Source organism: Thermomonas aquatica, from assembly GCF_006337105.1.
In the GTDB taxonomy this organism is placed as follows: domain Bacteria; phylum Pseudomonadota; class Gammaproteobacteria; order Xanthomonadales; family Xanthomonadaceae; genus Thermomonas; species Thermomonas aquatica.
In genome coordinates this window covers 1,246,289-1,265,666 of record NZ_CP040871.1, presented here as the reverse complement: position 1 = coordinate 1,265,666, position 19,378 = coordinate 1,246,289, and the positions used below count along the sequence as shown (strand labels likewise).

Genomic DNA, 19,378 nt, shown 5'->3' with positions numbered 1-19,378 from the left:
GACAGGAGCGGACCTGCTCAGTGCTTGCCGCTCGGGTGCCGGGTTTCGTGCGCCTGCCCGGTCGCCAGCACCCAGCCGGCGATCTCGCCGCTGGTCGCGCCCAGCGCCTGCGAGAAGGCCTCGGCGACCAGCGCCACCTCGGTGCCGGAGGCCGGCTGCGCATGGCGGAACACGCGGCTGCCGACCACCGCCTGGTCGCTCGCATGCAGCAGCTTGGCGCTGACTTCGACCACCGCGGACGGCACCGCCGCGCCGGCGTAGTCGGCCTCGAAATGGCGGATTTCCATCACCAGCCGGTAGTCGGCGCCGATGCCGCTGCCCTGGCGCGCGACCGCGGGGATCTTGCCGGAGTCCTCCAGCGTGCGCAGCACGCCGTCTTCCAGCATCTCCGGCGGGGTGCGCGCCCAGGCGGCGCCCTTGTAGACCTGCAGTTCGCCCGCGACCGGGCTGACCGCGATCCGGCTGCTGTCCAGCACCCGCGCCGCGCCCGGACGGGTGGTGGCGAGTTGCCAGGCCACGCGCGGCCAGGCCGGGTCGGCTTCCGCCTTCGCCTCGGGGGCGAACACGGTCGGTGCGTCCTTCGGGCTGCCGAGCACGGAGCAGCCGGCCAGCAGCAGTGCGGCGAGGCCGCTGGCGATGCGATGCGGGGTGTTCTGCGAGCGGGTCATTTGGGTTCGAACTCCTTCGGCGCGTCGCGGCCCAGGATGTAGCGCGCGGGGCCGCCGTCGAGGCTGTCGCTGATGCGGCGCAGGTCGCGGACCAGGCTGCGCAGCTCGGCCAGGGTCGGGCCGAGCTGGGCCAGGCCGTCGTTGGTGAAGCTCTGCAGGCCCGGGCGGTTCTCCGCGATCAGCGCATCGGCATTGCCGGCCACCGAGTCCAGCTTGCCGACGGTGCTGTCGAGCTTGGCCATCAAGGCGGGCAGCTGCTTCACCAGGTTCTGGTCGATGCCCTCGATCGCGCCGTTGGCGTTCGCCAGGGTCAGCTTCAGCGTGTCGGTGGCCTCGCGCGCGTTGACGATCAGCCTGGAAATGTCCTCGCGCTGCGCGGCGATGCTGCCGGTGGCCTGGTCGAGGTTTTCCAGGGTGCCGCTGATGTGCCGGATGTTCTTTTCGCTGAGCAGCTCGTCCATCCGCGCCACCAGCCGGTTGGCGGTGTCGGCGATGTTCTGCAGGGCGGACGGTTCGGTGCGGATGACCGGGACGTCGCCGTTGTCGTTCGGCTCCAGCAGCGCCGCCTGCGGGCTGCCGCCCGAAAGCAGGATGAAGGGCACGCCGGTGATGCCCTGCTGGGAGAGCTTGGCGCGGGTATCCACCTTGATCGGGGCGTCGGCCTTGAGCTTGAGCAGGGCGATCACCTTGCGCGCGTCGTCCGGGGCCAGGCTGAGCTTGTCCACGGTGCCCACGCCGATGCCGTTGTACTGCACGCTGCCGCCTTCGGTCAGGCCGGTCACCGGTTCGGTGAAGACCACTTCGTACTGGCGCCAGTTGCGGTCCGAGCTGAATTTCGCCGCCCACAGCGCGAACAGCAGCAGGCAGGCCGCGGTCAGCACGGTGAAGGCGCCGATCAGCACGTAGTTGGCACGCGTCTCCATCACTTGCGCTCCATCAGTCTGTTTCCTGCATCGCATCGCGTGTGGCACGGCCGCGCGGGCCGTTGAAATAGTCCTGCACCCACGGGTGGTCCAGCGTTTCCAGTTCGGCCACCGGCGCCACCGCGATGACCTTGCGGTCGGCCAGCACCGCCACCCGGTCGCAGATAGCGTATAGCGTGTCGAGGTCGTGCGTGATCAGGAACACGGTCAGGCCCAGCGCCTGCTGCAGGGTGCGGATCAGGCTGTCGAACGCCGCCGCGCCGATCGGGTCGAGGCCGGCGGTGGGTTCGTCGAGGAACAGCAGCGGCGGGTCCAGCGACAGCGCGCGCGCCAGCCCGGCGCGCTTGCGCATGCCGCCGGAGAGCTGCGAGGGCAGCTTGTCCAGCGCATCCGCGGGCAGGCCGGCCAGCTTGATCTTGAGCAGGGCCAGTTCGTAGCGCAGCGAATCGGGCAGGTCGGGGTAGTACTCCTTGAGCGGCACCTGCACGTTCTCGCCCACGGTCAGCGAGGAGAACAACGCGCCGTCCTGGAACAGCACGCCGCTGTTGCGGTCGATGTGGCGGCGGGTGACCGGATCCTCCGCCATCGCATCCACGCCCAGCACCCGGATGCGGCCGGCGTCCGGCCTGCGCAGGCCCAGGATCGAGCGCATCAGCACCGACTTGCCGGTGCCGGAGCCGCCGACCACGCCGAGGATCTCGCCGCGCCGCACGTCGAGGTCGACGCCGTCGTGGACCAGTTGCTCGCCGAAGCGGTTGACCAGGCCGCGCACGCTGATCAGCGGCGCATCGCCGATCACGACGCCGTCCAGCGTGCGCGTGGCGCCGGCGTTCGCGGTCATCAGAAATCCATCTCCATGAACCACAGCGCCGCCAGCGCGTCGAGCACGATCACCATCGAGATCGACTGCACCACGCTCGAGGTGGTGCGCTCGCCCAGCGATTGCGCGGTGCCCTCGGTCTGCAGGCCCTCCAGGCAGCCGATCAGCGCGATCACCATCGCGAACACCGGCGCCTTGGACATGCCGACCCAGAAATGCCGGGTCTCCATCATCTCCTGCATGCGCGCCAAGTAGGCGGCGGCGGGGATGTCGAGGTTGAACGCGCCCACCGCCATGCCGCCGAGCAGGCCGGCCATCATCGCGATGAAGGTCAGCAGCGGCAGCATCGCCAGCAGGGCCAGCACGCGCGGGATCACCAGCAGGTCGATCGGGTCCAGGCCGAGCACGCGGATCGCGTCGACTTCCTCGCGGTTGACCATCATCCCGATCTGCGCGGTGAACGCGCTGGCGGTGCGGCCGGCCAGCAGGATCGCGGTCAGCAGCACGCCGAATTCGCGCAGGAAGGCGGCGCTGACCAGCTCGACCACGAAGATGGTGGCGCCGAAGTCCTGCAGCACCATCGCGCCGAGGAAGGCGATCACCGCGCCGACCATGAACGACAGCAGCGCGACCAGCGGCGCTGCGTCCAGGCCGACCTGTTCCATGTGGTGGACGGTGGCGGTGAGGCGGAAGCGGCGCGGTTCCTTGAACAGGCGCAGCAGCTTGGCCAGCACCTCGCCGAGGAAGGCGACCAGGGCGACGACTTCGCGGGTGTTGTCGACCACCGCGAAGCCGAGCCGGCCCAGCGCGGCATGGAAGCCGTGGTCGCGCTGCTTCTTCGGGCGCTGGTCGTGGACGTCCTCGATCGCCGCGATCAGCGATTTCTGGTCGTCGCGGAAGGCGAAGCGGTCGAAGTCGAGCTTGTTGCGGTCGGCGTAGCGCAGCAGTTGCAGCACGCCGAGGGTATCGATGCGTTCCACCGCGCTGGCATCGACGCAGGCGATCCCGTCCGGCGCCGCGCGCAGGGCCTCGCCGACTTCGTTGGCGTAGCGCAGCGTCCAGCGTCCCGACAGGCGCAGCCTGGCCGGATCCTGCGGATCGACGGCGACGGCGGGCGGGGCGTGGTTGGGAGCGACGCTCATGCAGGCTCGGGCGTGGGACGGGACAAGCTTACGCAAACGCATGCCGACGGTGTGAACGGCCGTGGCGCATGCCATGCTAGCCGGATGCAGACGCGCGATCCCGCTACCGATGCCGGTTACACCGAACGCATCGCCTTCGTGGTCGAGCTGGCCGAGCACCTGCACGCCTACGGCACCACCGCGCAACGGCTGGAAGGCGCGATCGAATCGGTGGCCAAGCGGCTCGGGCTGGAGTGCGAGCCCTGGGTCAATCCCACCGGGATGATCCTGGCCTTCAGCGACCATGCGCGCCCGGCCGGCGAGTCCGACACCACCCGCGTGATCCGCGTGGGCCTGGGCGATACCGACCTCTACAAGCTGTGCGAGGTCGATCGCATCGCCGAGGACGTGATGGCAGGTCGCGTCCAGATCGCCGCCGGTCGCGAGGCCTTGCGCGCGCTCGACCGCCCGGCCGGCTGGCGCGGCAAGGCGATGCAGCTGCTCGGTTTCGGCATGGCCTCGGCGGCGGTCGCCGGGCTGTTGCGCCTGCCGTGGCTGGACATCGCCACCGCCGGGGTGATCGGCCTGCTGATCGGCTTGCTCGACATCGTCGCGCAGAAGCGGCCGCGCCTGTCCGAGGCCTCCGATGCGCTGGCCGGACTGGTGGCGGGCGCGGTGGCGATCGCGGTCTCCGGCTTCGTCGCGCCGCTCAACCTCAATACCGTGATCATCGCCTCGCTGATCGTGCTGCTGCCGGGCATGGCCTTGACCAATGCGGTGAACGAACTGACCAGCCGCCACCTGGTGTCCGGCACCGCGCGTTTCGCCGGCGCGCTGACCACCATCCTCAAACTGACCATCGGCACCGCGATCGCCCTCTCGGTCGCCGGGTTGCTGGGGCTGGAGCCGGCGGTGCGCGCCTCCCGGCCGCAACCGGACTGGGTGGTGTGGTGCGCGCTGGCGGTGGGCGCGTTCGCCTTCGCCGTGCTGTTCCGCGCGCACCGGCGCGACTACCCGCTGGTGATGGCGGCCGCGGCCGGCGGCTACCTGATCTCGCGCTACGGCGGCGAGGCGTTCGGCCCGCAGGCCGGCGTGTTCCTCGCCGCGCTGGCGATGACCGCCGCCGGCAATGCGTATGCGCGCTGGGTGAACCGCCCGGGTGCGCTGATCCGCCTGCCCGGCATCATCATGCTGGTGCCCGGCAGCATCGCCCTGCGCGGGGTGATCTCGCTGGTGCAGGCGCAGGACATCGGCGCCGGGCAGGACGCGGCGATGGCCGCGCTGAACACGCTGATGGCGCTGCTCGCGGGCCTGCTATTCGGCAACCTGCTGGTGTCGGCGCGGCGCAACCTGTAACCGCGGCGCCGATGCGGCGGGCGCGGGCCCGCACCAGTGGCGCGGTGGCGTTGCGGGTGTCCCGAAACGGAAACGCCGGCGTCTGCCGGCGTTTCCGCAAGATCGCGCATCGGCTCAGCCGATCAGGAAGTCTTCCAGCTTGCGGCCCTTGGCGGTTTCCGCCGCCAGCCACTTCGGCTGCTTGCCGCGGCCGGCCCAGGTCTCCTTGGGGTTGGCCGGGTTGCGGTATTTCGGCTCGACCTTGCCCAGCTTGCGGCCCTTGGTCGACTTGCGCGCCGGCTTGCTTGCGCCGGCGGCGGCCGGCGCGGCCGGCTTGGCGCCGCCGGACTTGCCGTACAGCTCGTCGAAGGTCCAGCCGACGCTGGCCAGGAACTTGGCGACCGCCGCCTTCACCTGGTTGGCCGGCTTGCGCTTGGCCAGCACTTTCTTGCGCTGGTTGGCGCGGGAAATCAGTTCGGCCAGTTCCTTGCTGCTCAGGCCTTCAAGATTGACGGTCATGCGTTCATTTCCTCGATTCGATTATCGGATCAGCCCATCGGGGTTAATCCGATACTAAATGCGGGGGGTATCCCGCGCAAACCGCGGCGGGTTTTCCGCTCAGCCGCAAAGCTTGCGCAGCAGTGCGTCGCGGTCCAGGTTTTCCGCCTCGGCGGCGTTGCGCGCGCGGTATTCGAAGGTGCCCGATTCCAGCCCGCGACCGGACACCACCACGCGGTGCGGGATGCCGATCAGTTCCATGTCGGCGAACATCGCGCCCGGGCGCAGGCCGCGGTCGTCGAGCACGGTATCGATGCCGGCGGCGTTCAATTCGGCATGCAGCGCCTCGGCGGCTTCGCTCACCGCGGCGTCGTTCTTCGGATTGATCATGCACACCGCGACCTGCCACGGCGCCATCGCCTGCGGCCAGAGGATGCCGTTGTCGTCGTGGTTCTGTTCGATCGCCGCGGCGACGATGCGGCTCACGCCGATGCCGTAGCAGCCCATCGCCGGATGCACGGCCTTGCCGCCCGCATCCAGCACCTTGGCCTGCATCGCCTCGGAATACTTGCGGCCCAGCGCGAACACGTGGCCGACCTCGATGCCGCGCGCCAGGCCCAGCACGCCCTTGCCGTCCGGCGAGGCGTCGCCGGCGACCACGTTGCGGATGTCGGCGGTCTCGGGTTCGGGCAGGTCGCGGCCCCAGTTGACGCCGGCGATGTGGAAGCCGGGCTTGTTGGCCCCGACCACGAAGTCGGCGAGCGCGGCCACGCTGCGGTCGGCGATCACGCGGATCGGCTTCTTGGCATTGAGCGGACCGAGGAACCCCGGCTCGCTGCCGAGGAATTCCGCGATCTCCGCTTCGGTCGCGAGGCGGTAGTCGGCCAGGCCCGGCAGCTTGGCCAGCTTGATCTCGTTGACCATGTGGTCGCCGCGCACCAGCGCCAGCACGAACTGGTCGTTGCCTTCGGCATCGGCGCCGACGATCGCGATCGACTTGGCGGTGCGCGCGAGCGGGATGCCCATCAGCGCGGCCACGTCCTCGCAGGTTTTCTGGGTGGGGGTGTCGATGTCGCGCAGGGCTTCCGACGGCGCGGGGCGTTCGCCCGGCGAGACCGCTTCGGCCAGTTCGACGTTCGCCGCGTAGTCCGAGGTTTCCGAGAACGCCAGCGCGTCCTCGCCGGAATCGGCCAGCACGTGGAATTCGTGCGAGGCGCTGCCGCCGATCGCGCCGGTATCGGCGAACACCGCGCGGAATTTCAGGCCCAGGCGGGTGAAGATGCGCGAATAGGCGTCGTACATGTTCCTGTATTCGGCGGCGAGCGAGTCGTCGTCGATGTGGAAGGAATACGCGTCCTTCATGATGAATTCGCGCGCGCGCATGACCCCGAAGCGCGGGCGGATCTCGTCGCGGAACTTGGTGGTGACCTGGTAGAAGTTCACCGGCAGCTGCTTGTAGCTGGCCACTTCCTGGCGGAAGAAATCGGTGACCGCTTCCTCGGCGGTCGGGGTGAAGCAGTAGTCCTGCTCCTTGCGGTCGCGGATCTTCAGCAATTGCGGACCGAACTTCGCCCAGCGCCCGGTTTCCTCCCACAGTTCCTTCGGCTGGATCGACGGCATCGCCATCTCGATCGCGCCGGCGCGGTTCATTTCCTCGCGGACGATGCCCTCCACCTTGCGCAGCACGCGCAGGCCCAGCGGCGACCAGGTGTACAGGCCGGCGGCGAGCTTGCGGATCATGCCGGCCTTCAGCATCAGCTTGTGGCTGATCACTTCGGCGTCGGCGGGGGTTTCCTTTTCGGTGCGGAGATGGAACTGCGACAGGCGCATGGCGGGCTTCGGAACAGGCGGAACGCGCATTTTGCCATGCGCGGCCGCGCCGGGCCTCAGTCGCGGTCGCCGCTGACCTGGATGCCGTCCTGCGGCGTGCGGCTGATCCGCTCGTACTTGCGGCCCTTGGGCGGGTCTTCGGTGATCTGCAGGTTGCCGGCGGCGTCGCGCCAGCGGTACAGCGAATTCGCGCGTTCGGCCTGCCTGGCCGCGGCTTCCGCGGCGACCGCGCGTTCGCGCTCGCGGCGCGGCATCTCGCTGCTGAACCACCACCAGGCGGCCGCGCCCAGCGCGACCGCCACCAGCAGCATCCCGAATTGCCTCACGGCTTCGCGGGCGGGCAGTAGGCCTTGATCGCGGCCTGGTTCAGCTCGGTCTGCGAGCTGCGTTCGCTGGCGCTGAGTTCGCGGTCCGACTTGCCGTCGCCATTGGTGTCGACGCCGAGCGCCTGGCCGCCCTGCAGGCGCAGCAGGTTGGCGCGGGCATCCATGCAGGGCTGGCTTTCGACCGCCTTCACGGTGGCGATTTCGGCCGCATTGCCCGACTTGTTGTCGATGTCGCGGGTCTTGTGGCTCTGGCTGGGCGGCATGTCGGCGTAGTGGGTCACGCCGCTGGCGTCCTTCCACTGGTAGACGCGCTGCTGCGCGGTTGCGGTCGCGGCGGTGGCCACCAGCAGGACTGCGGCGATGGCGAGCTGGGAACGGTTCATGGCGCACTCCGGGGAAGCCAGTGGCGATTGCAGCACTGCGCCGGGCCTGCCGCAAGCCCGTACACTGGCTGCATGGACGCGAACCACGACAACGCCCCGCCGCGCCCGCGCGGCCGCGGCATCTACCTGCTGCCCAACCTGTTCACCACCGGCGGCCTGTTCGGCGGTTTTTTCGCCATCATCGCCGCCTCGCAGGGGCGCTTCGAGGCCGCCTGCGTGGCGATCTTCGTCGCCGCGATCCTGGACGGGCTGGACGGCCGCGTGGCCCGGCTGACCAATACCCAGAGCGAATTCGGGGTGCAGTACGACTCGCTGGCGGACCTGGTCAGCTTCGGCATGGCGCCGGCCCTGGTGATGTATCACTGGTCGCTCGCGTCGATGAAGCTGGACGGGGTGACCGCCGGCAAGCTGGGCTGGCTGGCCGCCTTCCTGTACGCCGCCTGCGCGGCCCTGCGCCTGGCCCGCTTCAACAGCCAGGTCGGCACCGTCGACAAGCGCTGGTTCATCGGCCTGGCCAGTCCGGCCGCGGCGGGCTTGATGGCCAGCTTCGTCTGGACCAGCAGCGACCTGGGCCTGTCGGGCGAGGAGCTGCGCTACTTCGCATTGGCGGTGACCATCTGCGCCGGCCTGCTGATGGTCAGCCGGATTCGCTATACCAGCTTCAAGGGCAGCGGCAGCGGGCCGAAGTCGGACCGGGTGCCGTTCTTCGCCCTGCTGATCGTGGTGGTGGTGCTGATCGCGCTGGCCATCGACGCGCCCAAGACCCTGCTGGTCGCGACCGTGCTGTACGCGCTGTCCGGGCCGCTGCTGTGGTTCCGCCGCCGCAATGCGCCGCCGCTGGAACCCGCTGGGTGAGCTGGGATGCGTTCCAGCGCGAGGCGCTGGCCGAACTCGGCCACGTCCTCTATCGCCCGGTCGATGCGCGAACGGCCTCGGTTGCAGTGGACGCCGGCATGCTGGCGCGGCTCGCCCGCGCCGCGGGGATCGATGCCGATGCGTTGCACGCGCATGCGGACATCGCCGCGATGACGCCGCGCCTGCGCGGCGATGCCGCCGCCAAGCGCGCGCTGTGGCCGCGCCTGCGTGCATTGCGACGGAACGCGCGATGAGCGCGGTGCGCGCGGAGGAGGCGCTGCGCGACGCCAGCCTGCGGCCGATGCGCGAGGCTGACCTCGACGCGATCATGCGCATCGAGACCCGTGCCTATCCGTTTCCGTGGACGCTGGGCATCTTCCGCGACTGCATGCGCGCGGACTACCCGATGTGGGTGCAGGAACAGGCCGGCGCCATCGTCGGCTACGGCGTGCTCAGCATCGCCGCCGACGAGGCGCACGTGCTCAACCTGTGCACCGCACCCGGCCATGAAGGGCAGGGGCTGGGCCGGCGCATGCTGCAGGCCCTGCTGCGCATCGCGCGCGGGCACGGCGCGCAGCGCGTGTTCCTGGAAGTGCGGCCGTCCAACCCGCGCGCGATCGAACTGTACGACCGCAGCGGTTTCAACGAGATCGGCCGCCGCCCGCGCTACTACCCCGCCGCCGACAACGGCCGCGAGGACGCGATCGTGATGGCGATGGAGTTGTTGCCGGACGACATCAACACGATGCCGCCACTCTAGGATCGGCTCTCGCCTGGGTGAGGGGCAGGTCAGCCCAACCGGGCGCGCTGCGCGGTGAGCGCTTCCAGCTTCGCGCTCCAGTCGATCAAGCGCGCGCGTTCCTGTTCAACCACGGCGGCCGGCACGCCTGCACCGAACTTGGCCAGCTTGGCTTCGCTCTTGTCCTTCTCGGCGGCGATCTTCACGATTTCCTTGTCGAGGCGCACGCGTTCGGCATCGAGGTCGACCAGCCCTTCCAGCGGCACGAACAGCTGCAGCTCGCCGACCACCGCGGGCGCGGCGGCCGGCGGTTCGCCGGCGAGCGTTTCGATCCGCTCGAGCTTGCACAGGAAGCGCAGCTGCGCATCGAAGCGGGCCACGCGCGCGGCATCGTCGGCGTTGCCGCCGCGCACCAGCAAGGACACCTGCTTGGCCGGCGACACCCCGAGTTCGCTGCGGATGCGGCGCAGCGCGGAGACCATCGCCTTCAGCCATTCGATGTCGGCGTTTGCCTCCTGATTGATCAGGTGACTTTCTGCTTCGGGATAGGGTTGCGTCATAACGCTTTCCCCATCGATACCGAGTTGCGGCGCGATGTTTCGCCATAGTTCGTCGGTCACGAAGGGAGCGATTGGATGCAGCAACCTCAACGCAGACTCAAGAACCTGAAGTGCAGTTTGTGCCGTGAAGTCCTTGTGCCCGGTAGAGTCACCTTGGAAGTACGGCTTCGAGAGCTCGATGTACCAATCGCAGTATTCGTTCCAGAGGAATTCGTACACCGACTGCGCGGCGAGATCGAAGCGGTAGTTCGCAAAATGCGTACGAACGTCGGTAATGGTTTCCTGTAAACGGCCGACGATCCACTCATTGATGACGAGACCGCCCGTGGAGAATTGCCGCTCGGCATGTAGCCATTTCCGTTCATCAGCGGGAATCGACTCAAGGTTCATCAATACGAAGCGCGTCGCGTTCCACAGCTTGTTGCAGAAATTCTTGTAGCCCTCGGCGCGCTGCAGGTCGAACTTGATGTCGCGGCCGGGGCCGGCCAGCGCGGCCATGGTGAAGCGCAGCGCATCGGCGCCGAAGGCGGGGATGCCGTCGGGGAATTCCTTGCGCGTGGCTTTCTCGATCTTCGGCGCATCGGTTGGCTTCATCAGGCCGGTGGTGCGCTTGGCGATCAGGGCGTCGATGTCGATGCCGTCGATGATGTCGAGCGGGTCGAGGATGTTGCCCTTCGACTTCGACATCTTCTGGCCGTCCTTGTCGCGCACCAGGCCGGTGATGTAGACGTCGCGGAACGGCACCTGGCCGACCAGCTGGTCGGTCATCATGATCATCCGTGCCACCCAGAAGAAGATGATGTCGAAGCCGGTGACCAGCACCGAAGTCGGCAGCGCGACGTCGAAGCCGAGTTCGCCCATCTTGTCCTGGTTCGGCCAGCCCTGGGTGCTGAACGGGAACATGGCCGAAGAGAACCAGGTTTCCAGCACGTCCGGATCCTGGCGCAGCGGCGCATCGCCGAGGTTGTGCGTTGCGCGCACTTCCGCTTCGTTGCGGCCCACGTAGATCTTGCCGGCGTCGTCGAACCACGCCGGGATGCGGTGGCCCCACCAGAGCTGGCGGCTGATCGTCCAGTCCTGGATGTTCTCCAGCCAGTGGCGGTACGTATTGATCCAGTTCGGCGGCACGAACTTCACTTCGCCGGATTCGACCAGTTCGAGGCCGCGCCTGGCCAGATCGTCCATCTTCACGAACCACTGGTCGGTGAGGAACGGTTCGATCACCTGGCCACTGCGGTCGCCGCGCGGCACCTGCAGGCGATGCGGCTTGATCTCGACCAGCAGGCCGGCGGCTTCGAGGTCGGCGACGATCCGCTTGCGCGCCTCAAAGCGATCTAGCCCTCGATAAGCGACAGGTATGTGATTCAACGCATTTGCGGAATCAATGCCAGCCTCAAGTGCTTGCATCCCGGTTCGCATGAGCGGTGCAAGGGACTTCGCGTCGTTATCGCCACCAATAATCGTGGCATCAGGCGTAAAGATATTGATCATCGGCAGCGCATGGCGCTGGCCCACCGCGTAGTCGTTGAAGTCATGCGCGGGCGTGACCTTGACCACGCCGGTGCCGAAATCGCGGTCCACGTAATCGTCGGTGATCACCGGGATGCGGCGGCTGGTGAGCGGCAACTCGACGAACTTGCCGTGCAGCGCGAGGTAGCGCGGATCTTCCGGATGCACCATCGCCGCGGTATCGCCGAGCATGGTTTCCGGGCGGGTGGTGGCGACGACCAGGTAGTCGCGGGTTTCGCGCAGGGTCTCGACGCCGTCGGCATCGACTTCCACGTGTTCGTACGACACGCCATCGGCCAGCGGATAGCGGATCGACCACATGTGGCCGTTCTCTTCCTCGCTCGCCACTTCCAGGTCGGAGATCGCGGTCTTCAGCACCGGGTCCCAGTTGACCAGGCGCTGGCCGCGATAGATCAGGCCCTGTGCGTGCAGGCGCACGAAGGCTTCGACGATGGCCTCGCTGGCCATCGGGTCCATGGTGAACACGCTGCGCGACCAGTCGCCGCTGGCGCCGAGGCGGCGCATCTGCCGCTCGATGGTGTCGCCGGAATGCTGCTTCCACTCCCACACTTTCTCGATGAATTTGTCGCGGCCCAGCGAGTCGCGGGTCTCGCCTTCACCGGCGATGGCGAGGTTGCGGCTCACCACCATCTCGGTGGCGATGCCGGCGTGGTCGGTGCCCATCTGCCACAGCGTGCGATAGCCGCGCATGCGGTGGTAGCGGATCAGCGCGTCCTGCAGGGTGTGCTGGAACGCATGGCCCATGTGCAGGGTGCCGGTGACGTTCGGCGGCGGCAGCAGGATGGTGTAGGCCGGGCCGTCGCCCTGCGGGGCGAACGCGCCGCTGGCTTCCCACTGCTGGTACAGGCGGGATTCGAAGGACTTGGGGTCGTAGCCGGAGGCGAGCGTGGTCATAGGCAGGAAAAAGCGGGGTCAGAGTGGAGTTTCAATCTGCGAGGCCGGAGGGAGTGCCATAAAGTTCGAAACTCCACTCTGACCCCGCTTTTTCAGCTCACATGTCGTGTTTGTTCACGTCGAAGCCGAGCGCCTGGTAATGCTTCCAGCGCTCGCGCAGCGGGCCGCGCGCGGCGGGATCGGCGGGTACGACTTCCAATACGCGTTCGTAACTGCCGGTGGGCGCGGCATCGCGCAGGTTGATCAGCAGCGCGCGCGCGGCGATGTCCATGTCCGGCGTGGCGATCAGGATCGGGGTGTCGTCGTCGCCTTCGTCCAGCCCGGCGATCTGGTGCGGCAGGTATTCATCGGGATCGAACGACCACATGAGGTCGTCCAGCGCCTCCGCCTGCGCGGCGTCGCGCGCCAGCACCAGGATCGGCAGGTTGGCGGCATAGCCGCGCTTGGCCAGCTCGCAAACCAGCAGGAGCGGCTCCTCGCGGAACCGCTCCTTGGCGATCAGGTAGAAATCGGCGCGCGGCACTCAGGTCACGCGGCGACGCGGTCCAGCAGCCACTGCGAGAGCAGGCCGACCGGGCGGCCGGTGGCCATGCCCATCTTGCCGTCGCCATTGCTGACGCCGGCGATGTCCATGTGCGCCCAGCGCTGGCCTTCGGTGAAGCGCGACAGGAAGCAGCCGGCGGTGATCGCGCCGGCCCAGCGGCCGCCGATGTTGTAGACGTCGGCGAAGGCGGAATCGAGCATGCCCTGGTATTCGTCCCACAGCGGCAGCTGCCAGGCGCGGTCGAACGCGGTCTCGCCGGCATCCAGCAGCTCGCGGGCGAGGTCGTCGTCCTTCTTGGTCATGATGCCGGTGGCGTACTTGCCGAGCGCCACGACCATCGCGCCGGTGAGGGTGGCGACGTCGATCAGCGCGGCCGGCTCGAAGCGCTGCGCATAGGTCAGCGCGTCGCACAGGATCAGGCGGCCTTCGGCGTCGGTATTGCCCACTTCGATGGTCTTGCCGGACATGCTGGTGATGACGTCGGACGGACGATAGGCATTGCCGTCGATGGCGTTCTCGACCGCGGCGGCGATGACGACCAGGTTCACCGGCAGCTGCATGCCGACCGCGGCGACGAAGGTGCCGAGCACGGTGCCGGCGCCGCACATGTCGTACTTCATTTCCTCGATGCCGCCCTGCGTCTTCAGGTTGACGCCGCCGGTATCGAAGGTGATGCCCTTGCCGACCAGCACGTAGGGCTTGGCGTCGCCGCCGTTGTTGTACTTCAGCACCACCAGGCGCGGGCGCTGCGCCGAGCCGCGCGCGACTGCGAGCAGCGAGCCCATGCCGAGCGCTTCCATCGCCGCATCGTCCAGCACCTCGCACTCGACCTTGTCGCTGCGCGCGGCGAATTCCTGCGCCTGCTGGGCCAGGTAGGCCGGGTTGCACACGTTCGGCGGCAGGTTGCCGAGCTCGCGGGTGAACTGCACGCCGGCGGCGATGGCGATGCCGTGGGCGAGCGCAGCGTTGTCGCTGCCGGCGATCTCGAAGCGCTCCAGGCCCTTCTCGTCGCGCTTCTTGTTCTTCGCGCCGAGGGTGGCGATGTAGCGGTAGCAGGCGTGGTCGGCGGCGATGACGGCGGTGCGGAGGTTCCAGGCGGCGTCGCGGCCCTTGACCTCGACTTCGCCGAGGGTGAACAGCGCCGACTTGACCACGCCGGTCTTCAGCGTGCGCGCGGCATCGCCGACCGCCTTGATGTACTGCGGTACGCCGAACTTGCCGGCATCGCCCAGCCCGATCACCAGCACGCGCGGCGCGGCGACGCCCGGCAGGTCGTGCAGCAGGGCGGTCTTGCCGGTCTTGCCTTCGACGTCGCCGCGTTCGATCAGGGCCTTGAGCTTGCCGCCGCTGGCGGTGTCGATGGCGGCGGCGGCCGGGGTCAGGCTGCCATCGGCGTAGGCGCCGATCACCACGCAATCGACGCTGGCGGAGGCGGGGGCGGTTTGGTTCAGGCTGAATTCGAGGCTCATCGACCACAGTTCCGGGGGAAGGGAAAGGCGTCCGCGCGGCATTGGGCGCGGTCGTGCAGGGGCTGTCGCTTACAATGCGCGGCCGCGGGTGGTTCCGGCGCTTGCGCAATGAACCCCCAATTCTAAAGCATGTTCTGAAGCAAGCAGGCCCGATGCCGAAGCTGGACCGATACCTCAGCAGCGAGATCGCACGCTCCGTGTTCGCGGCGCTGGTGGTGTTGGGCATGGTCAGCCTGGGCGGTTTGTTCGCGGACCTGCTGGGCGAAATGGCGCGCGGCAAGGTGCCGCCGCCCTTGCTGCTGTCCCAGTTGGGCCTGCGCCTGGTGCGCTACCTGCCGCTGATCCTGCCGTTGGCGCTGTTGCTGGGCTTCCTGTTGGCGCTGGGCCGGCTGTACCGCGATTCCGAAATGCACGTGCTGGCCGCGGTGGGCGTGGGCCCGCGCCGGCTATTGCGGCCGGTGTTGCTGGTGGCGGCGCCGGTGCTGGCGATCATCGCCGCGAGTTCGCTGTGGCTGGGGCCGTGGGCGGACCGGGTGGCGCGCGGGATGGTGGCCGAGGCCAACAAGAACCTGCTGGTGGCCGGGCTGGAGCCGGGTCGTTTCACCCCGATGGCGAACGGCGGGGTGGCATATGCCGGGGTGATGTCCAGCGACGGCAAGCGCCTGGGCCGGGTGTTCGTGTACCGCGAAAAGGGCGAGCGGATGGATGTCGCCACCGCCAAGAGCGGCGAGCTGTACCGCGACCGGGGCGCGCGCGTGCTTGCCCTGGAAGACGGGTTCCGGGTCGAAGGGCCGACCGCAGGCGCCGCCCTGGATTACCGGCTGATGCGCTATGCCCGCAATGAAATGCAACTGCCCGCGGCCGACGACGAGCGGCCCAGCGACGACCCGGCGTTCAAGCCGACCCTGCAGCTGCTCGGCGATTCCTCGCGCGCGGCCAATGCCCAGCTGCACTGGCGGATCGCGCCGCCGCTGCTGGCGCTGGCCTTCGTGCTGCTGGCGGTGCCGCTGTCGCGCAGCTCGCCGCGGCAGGCGCGCTACGGCTCGATGCTGCTGGCCTTCCTCGCCTACCTGGTCGGCATCTTCCTGATGATGCTGGGCACCCAATGGCTGGCCGAGGGCAGGTTGCCGGCCGCGGCCGGGCTGTGGTGGCTGCTGTTGCCGATGCTGGGCCTGGGCGCCTGGCTGTATGCCCGCGATGGCCGCATCGCCAGGACCTGGTGGCGGCGGAAATGATGCTGCGGCCGAAACTGCACGACCACTACATCGCCCGCACGGTGATCCTCACCGTGCTCGCCACCTGGGGCGTGTTGCTCGGGCTGGACGTGATGCTCGCCTTCGCCGGCGAATTCGGCGACATCGGCAAGGGCGGCTACACCATCAACCACGCCATCGCCGCCACCTGCCTGACCATTCCCTGGCGCGCCTACAACCTGTTCCCGACCGCGGCGGTGATCGGCGCCCTGCTCGGCCTCGGCCAGCTGGCCGCCACCTCCGAACTGACCGCCTTGCGCGCGCTCGGCCTGTCGCGCCGCCGCTTGAGCATCTCGGTGGCGTTGCCGCTGGCCTTGCTCACCCTGCTGATGGTCGCCAACGGCGAAGCGCTGGCGCCATGGGGCGAGGAGCGCGCGCAGTCGCTGAAGTCGGCGCGCAACACCGACATGGTGGTGGCCGAATACAGCGGCCTGTGGGCGCGCGAGGGCGACATGTTCCTCAATGCGCGCAGCGGCGAGCAGAAGGCCGGCAATGGCGACCATTGGCTGGAACTGCGCGGCGTGCGCCTGTTCCAGTTCGACGACGATGGCCGCCTGCAGTCCATCGCCAACGTCGGCCTGGCCGAGCACCGCCCGGGCGGCTGGATCCTGCGCGATGTCGAGCGCACCACCTTCAGCGCCAAATCGGTGAGCCGGACGAAGGTCGCCGAGGAACGCTGGGATTCGAAGCTGGACGAGGCCGCGCTGGCCGCCAACGTGACCAAGCCGCGCAACATGGGCAGCGGCGAGCTGCGCGACAGCATCGAATACCGCAAGCGCAACCGGCTCGAATCCGGCGATTTCGAGGAGGTCTACTGGGGCCGCTGGTTCTACCCGGTCAACGTGCTGGCGCTGTGCCTGGCGGCGATTCCGTTCGCGTTCGGCACCCTGCGCAGCGGCGGCTACGGCAAGCGCCTGTTCCTCGGCATCGTGTTCGCGCTCGGCTTCTGGGTGCTGCAGCAGGTGTTCTCGAAACTGGCCGGGATCTACCACTTCGACTACCGCATCGCCTATGCATCGCCGCCGGCGATCATGCTGGCGGTGTCGGTCTGGCTGTTCAAGCGCAAGTCGGGTTAGCGAGGTTCGCCCGGCATCCGCGTCTTGCTGCCCGGGCGCGCCGCGCCCGCAGGCGCCTGCGATTCCCCGGCGCGTCGCCACGCGCCATCGAAGCTCACGCTGCGGGCTAGTCCCGGATGCGGACCATGCGCGTCCCGCTGATGCGGTCGTGCCAGGTCAATCCCGCGCGATCGATCCACGCCCACCAGAACCCCAGCCCGCCGAGCAGCAGCGACACGCCGCCGACCGCATAGCGCAACCACAGCGCGCGCGGCGCGGCATTCGCCCCGCGCGCATCGGTGACCCGCAACCGCCACGGCCGCATGCCCAGGGTCTGCCCGCCGCGGCGCCAGCTGAGCACCGCGTACAGCCCGGCGACCAGCCACAACACCGCGAATTCCAGCAAGCCCAGCCAGCCGCCGCGCACGGCATCGCCATGCAGCGCGGTGAATGCGCCGGCGGTGATGAACCACAGCGCCAGCACCGGGAAGAAGTCGTAGACCAGCGCCAGCAGGCGCCAGCCGACCAGGGCGCGGCTGCGTTCGGGAGATTCCATCTTTTCTGGCTTTTCCGGCATCGCGCAAGGATACAGGCGACGCCATCCGCGCCGGTCGCTACGCTTGCGCCATGTCTTCGCCCGCGGACCGCCGCCAACTCGCGCAATCGCTGCCGCCGCTGGCGGAGGCGGACGCGGCGGCCATCGAGCGATTCCTGGATGCGGCCTGGGCCGAGCACGGCCTGTCCGCGGCGACGCAGGCCGCCTATCGGCGCGACCTGCAGGGCTTGGCGCGGCATCGCGGCACGCTGGCCGGGATCGACCGCCAGGCGTTGTTCGACTACCTGGCGATGCGCACCCGCGCCGGCTACTCGGCGCGCAGCAATGCGCGCCTGCTCTCGGCGCTGCGCGCCTACTTCGCCTCCTGCGTGCGCCGGGGCGAACGCAGCGACGATCCGACCGCGCTGTTGCTGCCGCCCAGGCTGCCGCGCCTGTTGCCGAAGGCCTTGTCCGAAACCGAGATCGAGGCGCTGCTGGCCGCGCCCGATGTGGATGCCGCGATCGGCCTGCGCGACCGCGCCATGCTGGAATTGATGTATGCCTGCGGGCTGCGGGTGAGCGAGCTGGTGGGCCTGCCCGCGACCGCGTTGAACCTGCGCCAGGGCGTGTTGCGGGTGCTGGGCAAGGGCGGCAGGGAACGGCTGGTGCCGCTGGGCGAGGAGTCCCGGCATTGGCTGCAGCGCTGGTTGCTGGAGGCGCGCCCGGCGCTGTTGAAGGCGTTGCGCGATCCCGCCAAGGCGGCGGTGCTGTTCGTCGACGCCAAGGGCATGCCGTTGACCCGCCAGGCGTTCTGGGCGCTGGTCAAGCGTTGCGCCACGGTTGCCGGGATCGAGCCGGGGCGGATCAGCCCGCACGGGCTGCGCCACAGCTTCGCGACCCACCTGCTGAACCATGGCGCCGACCTGCGCGCCCTGCAGATGCTGCTCGGCCATGCCTCGCTGTCGACCACCCAGATCTATACCCTGGTCGCCCGCGAGCACCTGAAGGCGCTGCACGCGAAGCACCACCCGCGGGCCTGAACCGGCGCGGGCAGGCCGATCGGCATGGGCGACCGCCGTGCCCCGCATGCGACAATCCCGCGGAACCACATGGCCGGTCGACGGTCTGAATCCCGGCCTGACCCAGGAATCCTCGATGAAACGTCTTGTTTTCGCCGTATTGAGCAGCTTCAGCCTGGCGGCATGCGCACAGCCAGCCGATGGCACCCCGCAGGCCGCCGACGGCGGCCAGAAGATCAGCGTCGGCAGCAGCGCCCCGGCCGCGACCAAGCCGATCGCCGTGCCCGCCTTCGCCTCCGGCACCCCGGAAGCGCGGGTGCGCGACGTGCTCAAGGCGCTGAATCCGCGGATCCGGGTGGACAGCATCGAGCCGGCGGCGATCCCCGGTTTCCGCCAGGTGGTCGCCGGCGGGCAGGTGGTCTACGTCAGCGACGACGGCAAGTACCTGTTCCAGGGCAGCCTGCTCGACATCGTCCACAAGAAGGACATGTCCGAAGCGGCGCTCGCCAAGGTGCGCGGCGAGGTGCTGAAGACCCTGCCGCTGGCCGACCGCATCGTGTTCGCCCCGGTCGGCACGCCCAAGCACAAGGTGGTGGTGCTGACCGACGTCGAGTGCGGCTACTGCCGCAAGTTCCACAGCGACATCGCCGAATACAACAAGCGCGGCATCGAGGTCGAATACATGGCGTTCCCGCGCGCCGGCCTCGGCAGCGCCGACTATCGCAAGATGGTCTCGGTGTGGTGCGCGGACGACCGCAAGAAGGCGCTGACCGACGCCAAGAACGACCGCGCGGTGCCCAGCAGGACCTGCAAGACCCCGGTCGACATGCAATACAACGCCGGCCTGCGGATGGGCCTGGAAGGCACCCCGATGTTGCTGACCACCGATGGCCAGTTCCTCGGCGGTTACCTGCCGCCGGATGCGCTCAAGCAGCGCCTGGAGCAGCTGGACGCCGAACGCGCGCAGCCCGCCAGCGGGGCCTGATGCCGCCGCGGGCCGGCCCGGCGCCGGCCTCGGCCA

The 19,378-nt window shown here is 68.9% G+C and carries 20 protein-coding genes; 8 read left to right on the top strand and 12 right to left on the bottom strand.

Features of this window, described 5'->3' with window-relative positions; translation table 11 throughout:
• Positions 1-17: 17 nt before the first annotated feature.
• Genes FHQ07_RS06140 through FHQ07_RS06125 form a run of 4 tightly spaced genes read right to left on the bottom strand, consistent with a single transcriptional unit; the run spans position 18 to position 3,553 of the window.
• The gene (locus tag FHQ07_RS06140) at positions 18-668 is read right to left on the bottom strand and encodes an ABC-type transport auxiliary lipoprotein family protein (protein WP_139715978.1); all 651 of its coding nucleotides are present in this window, start codon (positions 666-668) and stop codon (positions 18-20) included.
• A complete protein-coding gene (locus tag FHQ07_RS06135; RefSeq protein ID WP_139715977.1) occupies positions 665-1,591 on the bottom strand; it encodes an MlaD family protein in 927 nt (308 codons plus the stop codon). Before FHQ07_RS06135 ends, FHQ07_RS06140 begins: the two co-directional genes overlap by 4 nt.
• A 13-nt stretch (positions 1,592-1,604) precedes the next feature.
• Positions 1,605-2,432, bottom strand: coding sequence for an ABC transporter ATP-binding protein (locus FHQ07_RS06130; RefSeq protein ID WP_139715976.1), 828 nt, complete (start codon positions 2,430-2,432; stop codon positions 1,605-1,607).
• Positions 2,432-3,553 (bottom strand): ABC transporter permease, encoded by a 1,122-nt coding sequence (locus FHQ07_RS06125; protein WP_139715975.1) that lies wholly within the window; start codon positions 3,551-3,553, stop codon positions 2,432-2,434. Before FHQ07_RS06125 ends, FHQ07_RS06130 begins: the two co-directional genes overlap by 1 nt.
• An 84-nt stretch (positions 3,554-3,637) precedes the next feature.
• Here FHQ07_RS06125 and FHQ07_RS06120 point away from each other — a divergent pair, with 84 nt between their 5' ends.
• Positions 3,638-4,888 carry a threonine/serine exporter family protein gene (locus FHQ07_RS06120; RefSeq protein WP_139715974.1) on the top strand — a complete coding sequence of 417 codons (1,251 nt, stop codon included), beginning with the start codon at positions 3,638-3,640 and terminating at the stop codon, positions 4,886-4,888.
• A 114-nt stretch (positions 4,889-5,002) separates the two neighbouring features.
• On the opposite strand, the gene FHQ07_RS06115 is transcribed toward FHQ07_RS06120, so the two are convergent.
• The 4 genes from FHQ07_RS06115 to FHQ07_RS06100 form a co-directional block, all read right to left on the bottom strand.
• A complete protein-coding gene (locus FHQ07_RS06115; RefSeq protein WP_139715973.1) occupies positions 5,003-5,386 on the bottom strand; it encodes an H-NS histone family protein in 384 nt (127 codons plus the stop codon).
• Between the two features lie 99 nt (positions 5,387-5,485).
• Positions 5,486-7,195 carry a proline--tRNA ligase gene (locus tag FHQ07_RS06110; protein ID WP_139715972.1) on the bottom strand — a complete coding sequence of 570 codons (1,710 nt, stop codon included), beginning with the start codon at positions 7,193-7,195 and terminating at the stop codon, positions 5,486-5,488.
• Between the two features lie 56 nt (positions 7,196-7,251).
• Complete coding sequence (locus tag FHQ07_RS06105; RefSeq protein WP_139715971.1) at positions 7,252-7,521, bottom strand: DUF4124 domain-containing protein; 270 nt, start codon at positions 7,519-7,521, stop codon at positions 7,252-7,254.
• On the bottom strand, positions 7,518-7,904 hold the full coding sequence (locus FHQ07_RS06100; protein ID WP_139715970.1) for a DUF4124 domain-containing protein: 387 nt from the start codon (positions 7,902-7,904) through the stop codon (positions 7,518-7,520). Before FHQ07_RS06100 ends, FHQ07_RS06105 begins: the two co-directional genes overlap by 4 nt.
• 72 nt (positions 7,905-7,976) lie before the next feature.
• On the opposite strand from FHQ07_RS06100, the gene pssA reads away from it, so the two are divergent.
• From pssA to rimI, 3 genes are read left to right on the top strand one after another with little or no spacing between them, the layout of a single operon-like run.
• Entirely contained in the window at positions 7,977-8,759 is a 783-nt protein-coding gene (gene pssA, locus FHQ07_RS06095; RefSeq protein ID WP_139715969.1) for a CDP-diacylglycerol--serine O-phosphatidyltransferase, read from the top strand.
• Entirely contained in the window at positions 8,756-9,013 is a 258-nt protein-coding gene (locus FHQ07_RS06090; protein WP_139715968.1) for a hypothetical protein, read from the top strand. The genes pssA and FHQ07_RS06090 overlap by 4 nt, the downstream gene beginning before the upstream one ends.
• Positions 9,010-9,519: a ribosomal protein S18-alanine N-acetyltransferase gene (rimI, locus tag FHQ07_RS06085; RefSeq protein ID WP_139715967.1), complete on the top strand. Its 510-nt coding sequence runs from the start codon at positions 9,010-9,012 to the stop codon at positions 9,517-9,519. Before FHQ07_RS06090 ends, rimI begins: the two co-directional genes overlap by 4 nt.
• Before the next feature lie 29 nt (positions 9,520-9,548).
• Here the strand turns inward: rimI and FHQ07_RS06080 are convergent, their stop codons facing one another.
• The 3 genes from FHQ07_RS06080 to FHQ07_RS06070 all read right to left on the bottom strand — a co-directional run bounded on the left by FHQ07_RS06080 (position 9,549) and on the right by FHQ07_RS06070 (position 14,495).
• Positions 9,549-12,482: a valine--tRNA ligase gene (locus FHQ07_RS06080; protein WP_139715966.1), complete on the bottom strand. Its 2,934-nt coding sequence runs from the start codon at positions 12,480-12,482 to the stop codon at positions 9,549-9,551.
• Positions 12,483-12,579: 97 nt separating this feature from the next.
• A complete protein-coding gene (locus FHQ07_RS06075; RefSeq protein ID WP_139715965.1) occupies positions 12,580-13,005 on the bottom strand; it encodes a DNA polymerase III subunit chi in 426 nt (141 codons plus the stop codon).
• 5 nt (positions 13,006-13,010) lie between these two features.
• Entirely contained in the window at positions 13,011-14,495 is a 1,485-nt protein-coding gene (locus FHQ07_RS06070) for a leucyl aminopeptidase (protein ID WP_139715964.1), read from the bottom strand.
• 152 nt (positions 14,496-14,647) lie between these two features.
• On the opposite strand from FHQ07_RS06070, the gene lptF reads away from it, so the two are divergent.
• Both lptF and lptG read left to right on the top strand, forming a co-directional pair.
• Positions 14,648-15,730 carry an LPS export ABC transporter permease LptF gene (gene lptF / locus FHQ07_RS06065; RefSeq protein ID WP_139715963.1) on the top strand — a complete coding sequence of 361 codons (1,083 nt, stop codon included), beginning with the start codon at positions 14,648-14,650 and terminating at the stop codon, positions 15,728-15,730.
• Positions 15,676-16,824, top strand: coding sequence for an LPS export ABC transporter permease LptG (lptG, locus tag FHQ07_RS06060; RefSeq protein WP_425476959.1), 1,149 nt, complete (start codon positions 15,676-15,678; stop codon positions 16,822-16,824). The genes lptF and lptG overlap by 55 nt, the downstream gene beginning before the upstream one ends.
• Positions 16,825-16,930: 106 nt before the next feature.
• Here the strand turns inward: lptG and FHQ07_RS06055 are convergent, their stop codons facing one another.
• Positions 16,931-17,359 carry an RDD family protein gene (locus tag FHQ07_RS06055; protein WP_139715961.1) on the bottom strand — a complete coding sequence of 143 codons (429 nt, stop codon included), beginning with the start codon at positions 17,357-17,359 and terminating at the stop codon, positions 16,931-16,933.
• Positions 17,360-17,430: 71 nt separating this feature from the next.
• Here FHQ07_RS06055 and xerD point away from each other — a divergent pair, with 71 nt between their 5' ends.
• Complete coding sequence (xerD, locus tag FHQ07_RS06050; protein WP_139715960.1) at positions 17,431-18,378, top strand: site-specific tyrosine recombinase XerD; 948 nt, start codon at positions 17,431-17,433, stop codon at positions 18,376-18,378.
• Between the two features lie 115 nt (positions 18,379-18,493).
• Positions 18,494-19,342: a DsbC family protein gene (locus FHQ07_RS06045; RefSeq protein ID WP_139715959.1), complete on the top strand. Its 849-nt coding sequence runs from the start codon at positions 18,494-18,496 to the stop codon at positions 19,340-19,342.
• Positions 19,343-19,378 lie beyond the last annotated feature (36 nt).

Bases quoted from the DNA above. Each gene is read 5' to 3' on its own strand.
- FHQ07_RS06140 (WP_139715978.1), bottom strand. From the start codon at position 668: ATGACCCGCTCGCAGAACACCCCGCATCGCATCGCCAGCGGCCTCGCC.
- FHQ07_RS06135 (WP_139715977.1), bottom strand. From the start codon at position 1,591: ATGGAGACGCGTGCCAACTACGTGCTGATCGGCGCCTTCACCGTGCTG.
- FHQ07_RS06130 (WP_139715976.1), bottom strand. From the start codon at position 2,432: ATGACCGCGAACGCCGGCGCCACGCGCACGCTGGACGGCGTCGTGATC.
- FHQ07_RS06125 (WP_139715975.1), bottom strand. From the start codon at position 3,553: ATGAGCGTCGCTCCCAACCACGCCCCGCCCGCCGTCGCCGTCGATCCG.
- FHQ07_RS06120 (WP_139715974.1), top strand. From the start codon at position 3,638: ATGCAGACGCGCGATCCCGCTACCGATGCCGGTTACACCGAACGCATC.
- FHQ07_RS06115 (WP_139715973.1), bottom strand. From the start codon at position 5,386: ATGACCGTCAATCTTGAAGGCCTGAGCAGCAAGGAACTGGCCGAACTG.
- FHQ07_RS06110 (WP_139715972.1), bottom strand. From the start codon at position 7,195: ATGCGCCTGTCGCAGTTCCATCTCCGCACCGAAAAGGAAACCCCCGCC.
- FHQ07_RS06100 (WP_139715970.1), bottom strand. From the start codon at position 7,904: ATGAACCGTTCCCAGCTCGCCATCGCCGCAGTCCTGCTGGTGGCCACC.
- pssA (WP_139715969.1), top strand. From the start codon at position 7,977: ATGGACGCGAACCACGACAACGCCCCGCCGCGCCCGCGCGGCCGCGGC.
- rimI (WP_139715967.1), top strand. From the start codon at position 9,010: ATGAGCGCGGTGCGCGCGGAGGAGGCGCTGCGCGACGCCAGCCTGCGG.
- FHQ07_RS06080 (WP_139715966.1), bottom strand. From the start codon at position 12,482: ATGACCACGCTCGCCTCCGGCTACGACCCCAAGTCCTTCGAATCCCGC.
- FHQ07_RS06070 (WP_139715964.1), bottom strand. From the start codon at position 14,495: ATGAGCCTCGAATTCAGCCTGAACCAAACCGCCCCCGCCTCCGCCAGC.
- lptF (WP_139715963.1), top strand. From the start codon at position 14,648: ATGCCGAAGCTGGACCGATACCTCAGCAGCGAGATCGCACGCTCCGTG.
- FHQ07_RS06055 (WP_139715961.1), bottom strand. From the start codon at position 17,359: ATGGAATCTCCCGAACGCAGCCGCGCCCTGGTCGGCTGGCGCCTGCTG.
- xerD (WP_139715960.1), top strand. From the start codon at position 17,431: ATGTCTTCGCCCGCGGACCGCCGCCAACTCGCGCAATCGCTGCCGCCG.
- FHQ07_RS06045 (WP_139715959.1), top strand. From the start codon at position 18,494: ATGAAACGTCTTGTTTTCGCCGTATTGAGCAGCTTCAGCCTGGCGGCA.